Here is a 7,404-nt window from a genome sequence, read left to right on the forward strand (position 1 = left end):
GTAGGCTCGTGGGGTGGCGATACGCGGCAGTGTCGAAACCTCCTTGGCGGAGTTGGCGGCGCGGGTCCGCCGGCGCGCCGAAGGTCATTCCGGTCGGTTTCTGCTGGGGATCGCGGGCCCGCCCGGCGCGGGCAAATCCACCCTCGCCCGCGGCATCCGTGACGAACTGAACCTGGCCGCCGGAACCGCCATCGCCGAAGTCGCGCCCATGGACGGCTTCCACCTCACCAACGCGCGGCTGCGCGCCGCCGGCATCCTCGACCGCAAGGGCGAACCCGAGACCTTCGACGCCGAAGGCTATGTGGCGCTGCTCCGCACGCTCCGCGACGCGACTCCCGGCACCCCCGTGCCCTGGCCCACCTACGACCGCGACATCCACGAACCGGTACCCGGCGGCGTCGTCTTCGACCATCACTCCATCGTCGTCACCGAGGGCAACTACCTGCTCCTCGACGACCGTTCCCACCAGGCCTGGGCCGCCGTCCGCCCCCAACTCGACGAGGCCTGGTACCTGGACGTGCCACGCCCGATCATCGAACAACGCCTGCTGCGCCGACATATTCGCGGCGGCCGCACCCCCGAGGCCGCCCGTGACAAGGTGACGAACAGCGACCTGCGCAATGCCGTCCTGGTCGAATCCACCCGCCGCCGAGCCGATCTGGTGCTCCGCAAAGCGGGCCGCGGCTACCGCATCGATTGAGCGCGGGGACCGGCCAGGTCGAGGGCGCGGCTCTCGGTGCTACTGAGAGCCGTAGTGCCGCATCCACTCTCGGGTGCCGACAGAGCGGCACGACAGGGTGGCGATCTCGGCGGCATGCCGCAACGCCAGCGGAAAATCCTCGCCGAGCGCGAAGAAGTGGCAGAACGCGCCGTGCAGGATGTCGCCCGCGCCGAGGGTGTCGATGGCGGGTCCGGCGGAAACCCGGATCTCGCCGCGGTCGCCCGGCATCGAATAGCGGATCGGGTCGCCGCCCCCGGTGACCGCCACCAGGGCCGGGCCCGCCGCGTGCAGGTAGTCGAACACCTCATCCGCCGAATCCGCCGCTACCCCGGGCGGAGTGAAGGCACTCGAGCAGATCGCGATATCCACGACGGGAAGCAGTTCGGCATGCACCGGCCGCCGGCGTCCGGCATCGAGCACCACCGGTACTCCCGCCGCTCGGGCCGCCGTGGCGAGCCGCACGGCATGGTCGGGGTAGTGGCCGTCCACCAGCAATACCGACGCGTCCGCGACCGTCTCGGCCGCCGAGTCGTCGAGACCCGGATGGATGCGGGAGCCGTCCAGCGACACGATGGTCCGGGTGGCCGCCTCCGTGGCGACGATGATCGAGGACACCGGCGGCTGCTGATCGCCGTCCGGAGTGAGGTCCACCGGCGTGACACCGTGCCGGCGCAGATCGCCTCGGATCAGTTCCGCCAGTGGATGTTTCCCCAAGGCGGTGACCAGCGCCGGGTGCGTGCCGGAGAGGAACGCGTAGGCGACCGCCGCATTGGCGGCCGGCCCGCCCGCGCCCAGGAACAGGTCGGCGGCCTGGGTCTTGGAGTCCTCGGCGGGATACCGGTCGACGGCATAGGCGAGATCCAGTGTCGACAATCCGGCGAAAACCGCACTCCTGCTTCCCATGCCGCCGACCCTACGGCGAGCTAGTCGCGCACCCGGTGCTCGTAGGCCTTGCGCGCGTCGCCGTCCACGTCGTCGAGGAAGGCGGTCTGCGAGCCCAGCGCCCGCCCGATGGCGTCACCCACGGACTGCGGCAGCAGCCCCACCGCCTGGGCGATGATCCCCGCCACCGTGGTGACCCGCGCCTTCGCCTTGGGCGCCACGATCAGCGTGGCGATGGCGTCGGCGATCTCCTCCGGTTCGGCCGCGCGCATCAGCTTGGGTAGTGAAACCCCGGAGCCCAGTTCGGTTTTGGTGAGCGTGGGCAGCACCGAGGAGAACTCGAGCCCGGTGCCCCGGTACTCCTCGCGCAGGGTGTCGGTGAAGCCGAGCACCGCGTGCTTGCTGGCGTTGTAGGTGGCCAGGCCGGGAATGTGGCTCTCGCCCGCCAGCGACGCGATATTGATGACGTGTCCGCGGCCGCGCGGCAGCATGCGGGCGATGGCCAGCTTGGAGCCGAGGATCACGCCGTACACATTGATGTCGAGGATGCGGCGGGTGATCTGGTCCGGCTCGTCCACCACCCGCCCGGTGGGCATGATCCCGGCATTGTTGATCAGCACGTCGATCGGGCCGAGGCGGCGTTCCACCTCGTCGAGGAAGCCCTCGAAGGACTGCTGGTCGGTGACGTCGAGTTTGCCGTAGACGTCGAAATCCCGTGCCGCGCCGGACTCTTTGACGGTGGTCTCGTCGATATCGCCGATGGCGATCTTCGCGCCGAGCGCCTGCAGCGCGGTAGCGGTGGCCAGGCCGATGCCGCGCGCGCCGCCGGTGATCACCACGACCTTCCCGGCGATGGCTCCGAAGTCGGTCATCACAGCCCCCGCACGGTCTTCACGATGGCGGGCACGTTCAGGCGCCGCAGCCCGCGCGTGCCCGCGGCCCGCATGGCGCTCATGGCGAACATCAGCTTGGGCGGCGAATACGGGAACCACAGCGGTTCTTTGGTCATGGTGGGCAGGATCGGCCTGGTGATGGCCTGCTGGCGGCAGTACTTGCGGACGCCGTTGGGTCCGCCCCAGCGCGCGCCGGTGCCGGACTGGCCCCAGCCGCCCATGGGCAGCGCGAAGCTGAACATATTGGCGAACACGTCGTTGATATTGACCGCGCCCGCGTCGAGTTGGCGCGCGACGCGTTCGGCGCGCTCGTTGTCGCCCGACCACACCGACGCGGACAGGCCGTAGATCGAATCATTGGCCAGCCGAATGGCTTCCGCCTCGTTGGCGACCTTCATGACCGGCAGGGTGGGCCCGAAGGTCTCCTCGGTCATACAGGTCATGGTGTGGTCCACGTCGGCGAGCACGGTCGGCTCGAACAGCGTGCCGACGCCGGTGCGCTTGCCGCCGGTGGTGATCCGCGCACCCGCCTTGACCGCGTCCTCGACGTGCCGCTGCACGATTTGCGCCTGGTTCTCGTTGGCCAGCGCGCCCATGTCGTACTGCGGCTTGCGGCCGTCCACGCCCTGGCGGACCTCCTTGACCGCGGCGGTCAGCTTCGCCAGGAACTCGTCGTACACAGCGGCTTCCACGTAGACGCGCTCCACCGAGATGCACACCTGCCCGGCGTTGAACAGCCCGCCGAAGGCGATACCGTGCGCCGCCCGGTCCAGGTCGGCGTCGGCCAGCACGATGGCCGGGTCCTTGCCGCCCAGTTCCAGGCTGAACGGGATCATCCGCTCGGTGCAGGCGGCGGCGATCTTGCGGCCGGTGGCGGTGGACCCGGTGAACTGGATGTAGTCGGCGTTGCCGACCACGGCCGCGCCCGTCTCGCCCGCGCCGGTGACGACCTCGAACACCGGGGGCGCGCCGATCTCACGCCAGCCGCGCGCGAGTTCGACGGCCGAGAGCGGGGTCACCTCGGAGGGCTTGAGGATGACCGCCGCGCCCGCGGCCAGCGCCGGGATCACATCGATGACCGGCATGGCCAGCGGGAAGTTCCACGGGGTGATCACGCCGACCACCTGGTACGGGCGGAAGACGGTGGTCAGCTGCTTGACCCGGGCCAGCGGGCTGTGCGGCGAAGGGTGTTCGTCGGCAAGGAATTTCGCGGCGCGGCGGGCGTAGTAGCCGGTGAGGTCGACCGAGAAGGCCGGGTCGATGAGCGAGTCCACGCGGGCCTTGCCGGTCTCGGACTGCAGCACGTCGGCCAGGTGGTCGGTGTTGTCGACCAGCCAGTCCTGCAGCTTGAGCAGCCACTCCTTGCGGCCATCGGGGCCCAGGGCCTCCCAGGCGGGCTGGTGCGCGCGCAGCTCGCGGACCTTGGCCGCGACGGTGTCGGCGGAATCGATCGGGACCGTCCCGGCGAGCGCTCCGGTCGCGGGGTTGCGGACCTCGAGTTCGGTGGCCGGTGCGGGGACCTTCGGGGCGGTCTTGGTCGCGGTCCCGGCGGCCTTGCGGGTCCCGGTCTTGCGAGCGGTGCCCGCGGCGGGTTCGGTATTGGTCACGATGTGCCTCTCCCCATGCGCTACGTTGCGATGGCGAGCTGTGTGCCAGCTCACCGGACTATGATCGTGACACAATTTCGCGAGCCCATGCTTGGCCAATCGGGTCAATAGTTCCGGTCGGTTTTGTGCTCGGAGTACAAACCCCGGAGGTGCCCCGTGACCACGACGCTGAACAGCGCCGAGCTCCGGCAGTGGATCGCCGATTTCGTCGCCGAGACCCTGCCCGCCGAAACCCTCGAGCAGGTCGTCACCCGCCTCGACAACGCGATCATCACCCGCATCCCCGAACTGCGCGACCGCGATATGCGCCGCGACCTGGCCGCCAGCAGCCGCGCCCACGCCGTCGCCGTGCTCAGCGGCCTCACCCAGGACCGCTTCGACTACCCGGTCCCCGAGGAAGCCCACGCCTTCGCCCGCACCGTCGCCCGCCGTGGCTACGACGTGCGCCTGCTGCTGCGCGTCTACCACTTGGGCCAGGAAGCCTGCATCGACTACATGACCGAGGTGCTCGAACAGCGGCAGCTGCCCCGGGACATCGAAAGATCGCTGCTGCTACGGCTTTTCGACCGCACCACGCGCTGGGTCAGCACCTCGGTCGAAACCCTCACCGACACCTACATGGCCGAACGCGAACGCGGCCTGCGCGCCGCCCTCACCCAGCGCGCCGAGATCGTGCGCAGCCTGCTCGCCGGGGCCGAGGTGGACACCGAGAGCGCGTCCGCCCGGCTCGGATACCGGCTCGGGCAACGGCATCTGGCGCTGGTGGTGTGGACCGACGAGGATGCCGCGCCCTTGCCGTCCGACGGCAGCGGCGAGGCGGTGGGACGGCTCGACCGGATCGTGGCCCGATTCGCGGGCACCCTCGGCAACGGCAGCCTGCTGACCGTGCCCTCCGGGGCGTCCGCGCTGTGGGCCTGGATCGGCGTGGACGGTGACGGAGGGTCCGGCCCCGCGATTCCCGGGCCGGACGATCCGGTGTGGTCGGTGGACGCGCCCGTGCGGGTGGCGGTCGGCGTGCCCGCCGCGCACACCGCCGGATTCCGGGCCAGCCACCGCGAGGCGGGCGCGGCCCGGCAGGTCGCCGAACGGGCCCGGCCGGATACGCCGCGGGTGCTGCACTACTCGGAGGTGGAGGTCGCGTACCTGGCGGGAACCGACGAGGCCGCCATGCGGTCGCTCATCGAGCGGGAACTGGGCGCACTCGCCGCGCCCGACCCGCAGTCGGCGCGATTGCGCGAAACCTTGCATGCCTATCTGCGAGCCCGGCGCAGCCCCGACGCGGCCGCGAAAACGCTCGGCGTGCACAAGAACACGGTGCGATACCGCGTTCAGCGCATAGAAGAACTACTCGGTCACTCGATCGACCAGCGCGGGCCTCGATTGGAGATCGCGCTCGACTGCGTGGCGGTGTACGGCGTGTGAGCCGGCGAGCCTCAGCTCGCCTCCTCCGCGATGGCCTCCCGGGCGGCGCGGCGGCGGGTGGGCGGTTCGCCCTCCGAGGCCCGGCGTTCCGGTAATTCGGCCAGTAATTGGGTGGTGGCCGCGGCGATCGCGGCGACCGCCTTGTCCACCGCCGTCTTGGTGGCCGTCGTCAATCCCGACACCCCGCCGACTTTCCGCACGTATTCCTGTGCGGCGGCATAGATTTCCTGCTCGGTGGCGGCCGGTGTGAGCCCGCGCAGCAGGGTGATGTTCCCACTCATGCCCCCAGAGGTTAGCGCTGGATTACCCGCTGTGACAGGGCAAGATTCGGACAATTGCGTGACTGGGTCGCGTCCCGTCCGCCAAAATTACGGACCGAATGGTTTGCCGATTATTCGCACCCGGCGCCACCGGTGTGGCAGACGCGATCGGCGAATAGTCGGCCACTCCAAGATCGATGGGGAACAATCGGGTTATGCCCGCCCGCGACGTACCCACGCTGACCACATTTCCCTATCCGGAGCTGGACCAGCGCGAAGACGATCATTGGTCCGGTGCGCAGGTCTCGGACGACGAACTGCGCGCGCTGGCGCTCGGCGGCTTCTATTCCGCGCGCTGGGACGCCTTCCACGACGCGCTGCTGCTCGGACCCGAACGCGACCACCCGCTGGGCGATCGCCGCGAACTTGCCATCGACACGCTGACGGGCGCCTGGGGCATCACCGACGGCACCGAGGCCATGGCCTCGATGGAACAACTACTCGACGGCATGCACGGCCCGCTCTACGCGCTCGTGCATCCGCTCGTCATGGCGGCCATCAACTCCCCTGAACGCGACCGCTTCGGCGAACGCGCCGATCGGCATCGCGCCTTCCTACGCCAGGTCGGATCCTTCCGCGGCATGGAGAATCCCGAAGCCCTGGTCCGCGATTACGACATCTGGTCGCAGGCCATCAAACTCGGCCTCACCGACCACCTGGTCCGCCCGCTGCCCACCGATATCCAGGCCTGGGATCTGGCCCGCGTGGTCGCCGTCGCCCGCATGGCCTACACCGCCGGCTACCTCGACGCCGACGTCGCCTGGGACTACCTGATGCGGGCGCTACCCCCGGCCCAGCGCAAATACCGCAACTGGCGGCAATTCGGCGACGCCTATCTGGCCGGGTGGACCTACTGGCAGGCCTGCGAGGACCTCGCGGAACTGAAATCCGGCGGCGTGGACCGGCGCATGGAATTGCTACGCCTGTGGATGCGGCCGAGCAGCCCGTGGCGGCGCATCACCCTGCAACCGGACGAATAACCGCCCCGGTTTGGGGGCCCGCGCCCCCAAACCCGTTCCTCAATCCGGCAGCGACCGCAGAATTCCGCGGCCGTAGCGCTGGAACTGCGCGTCGTCGACCATGCCGAGCGAATGCCGCTCGACCAGCAATTCCCACTCCGAGTACAGCTTCGCCACGCCCGGATCGGCCGGCCCGGCCGCACCGTCGGCGACCTCGCGCTGAATGGCGAAATTCAAAGCGCCCGCGACCCGATCGGTGTCGGCGCGATCGCTGCCGACGAAATTCCAGATCAGATTCCCGTCACTGACCTCGAACCCGTATTCGCCCGGCGCCGAATCGGCCGCGTCGGCGTCGTCGGTGGTGCGGGCCCACAGCAGGGTCGCGATCGGCAGCTCGTGGGCGAAACGCTTGCCCGAGCCGAGGGCCACGAAGATCAGCCGCGTGGTGGTGACCGCGAGCAGGCCGGTGGCCTTGGGCGCGGGCGCCTGCGCGGTGACCAGGGCGGTCTCCAGCACGTATTCGGCGGGCGTGACGAAGCGCTGCAGCGCCGCGATCGCGGGCTTGGCGTCCCGCTTGGGGGCCATGCGCCGCCCCGCGCG

General features: G+C 69.9%; 7 protein-coding genes and 1 pseudogene. 3 read left to right on the plus strand and 5 right to left on the minus strand.

The window, feature by feature from the left end; translation table 11 throughout:
• Positions 1–13: 13 nt before the first annotated feature.
• Positions 14–700 (plus strand): nucleoside/nucleotide kinase family protein, encoded by a 687-nt coding sequence (locus ACWELJ_RS21995; RefSeq protein WP_452368000.1) that lies wholly within the window; start codon positions 14–16, stop codon positions 698–700.
• Between the two features lie 39 nt (positions 701–739).
• On the opposite strand, the gene ACWELJ_RS22000 is transcribed toward ACWELJ_RS21995, so the two are convergent.
• Genes ACWELJ_RS22000 through ACWELJ_RS22010 form a run of 3 tightly spaced genes read right to left on the minus strand, consistent with a single transcriptional unit; the run spans position 740 to position 4,103 of the window.
• Complete coding sequence (locus ACWELJ_RS22000; RefSeq protein WP_452368001.1) at positions 740–1,624, minus strand: PfkB family carbohydrate kinase; 885 nt, start codon at positions 1,622–1,624, stop codon at positions 740–742.
• A gap of 20 nt (positions 1,625–1,644) precedes the next feature.
• Positions 1,645–2,475 carry an SDR family oxidoreductase gene (locus tag ACWELJ_RS22005; RefSeq protein ID WP_452368002.1) on the minus strand — a complete coding sequence of 277 codons (831 nt, stop codon included), beginning with the start codon at positions 2,473–2,475 and terminating at the stop codon, positions 1,645–1,647.
• Positions 2,475–4,103, minus strand: a complete 1,629-nt coding sequence (locus ACWELJ_RS22010; protein WP_452368003.1) for an aldehyde dehydrogenase family protein — start codon at positions 4,101–4,103, stop codon at positions 2,475–2,477. The genes ACWELJ_RS22005 and ACWELJ_RS22010 overlap by 1 nt, the downstream gene beginning before the upstream one ends.
• Before the next feature lie 156 nt (positions 4,104–4,259).
• Here ACWELJ_RS22010 and ACWELJ_RS22015 point away from each other — a divergent pair, with 156 nt between their 5' ends.
• On the plus strand, positions 4,260–5,525 hold the full coding sequence (locus tag ACWELJ_RS22015) for a PucR family transcriptional regulator (RefSeq protein WP_452368004.1): 1,266 nt from the start codon (positions 4,260–4,262) through the stop codon (positions 5,523–5,525).
• Positions 5,526–5,536: 11 nt separating this feature from the next.
• On the opposite strand, the gene ACWELJ_RS22020 is transcribed toward ACWELJ_RS22015, so the two are convergent.
• Positions 5,537–5,806, minus strand: coding sequence for a DUF2277 family protein (locus ACWELJ_RS22020; protein ID WP_357275681.1), 270 nt, complete (start codon positions 5,804–5,806; stop codon positions 5,537–5,539).
• Positions 5,807–6,000: 194 nt separating this feature from the next.
• On the opposite strand from ACWELJ_RS22020, the gene ACWELJ_RS22025 reads away from it, so the two are divergent.
• On the plus strand, positions 6,001–6,825 hold the full coding sequence (locus ACWELJ_RS22025; RefSeq protein WP_452368005.1) for a DUF1266 domain-containing protein: 825 nt from the start codon (positions 6,001–6,003) through the stop codon (positions 6,823–6,825).
• Positions 6,826–6,864: 39 nt separating this feature from the next.
• On the opposite strand, the pseudogene ACWELJ_RS22030 reads toward ACWELJ_RS22025, so the two are convergent.
• A pseudogene (locus ACWELJ_RS22030) lies at positions 6,865–7,404 on the minus strand (hypothetical protein); the annotation flags it as partial.

Source organism: Nocardia sp. NPDC004582 (assembly GCF_053602115.1).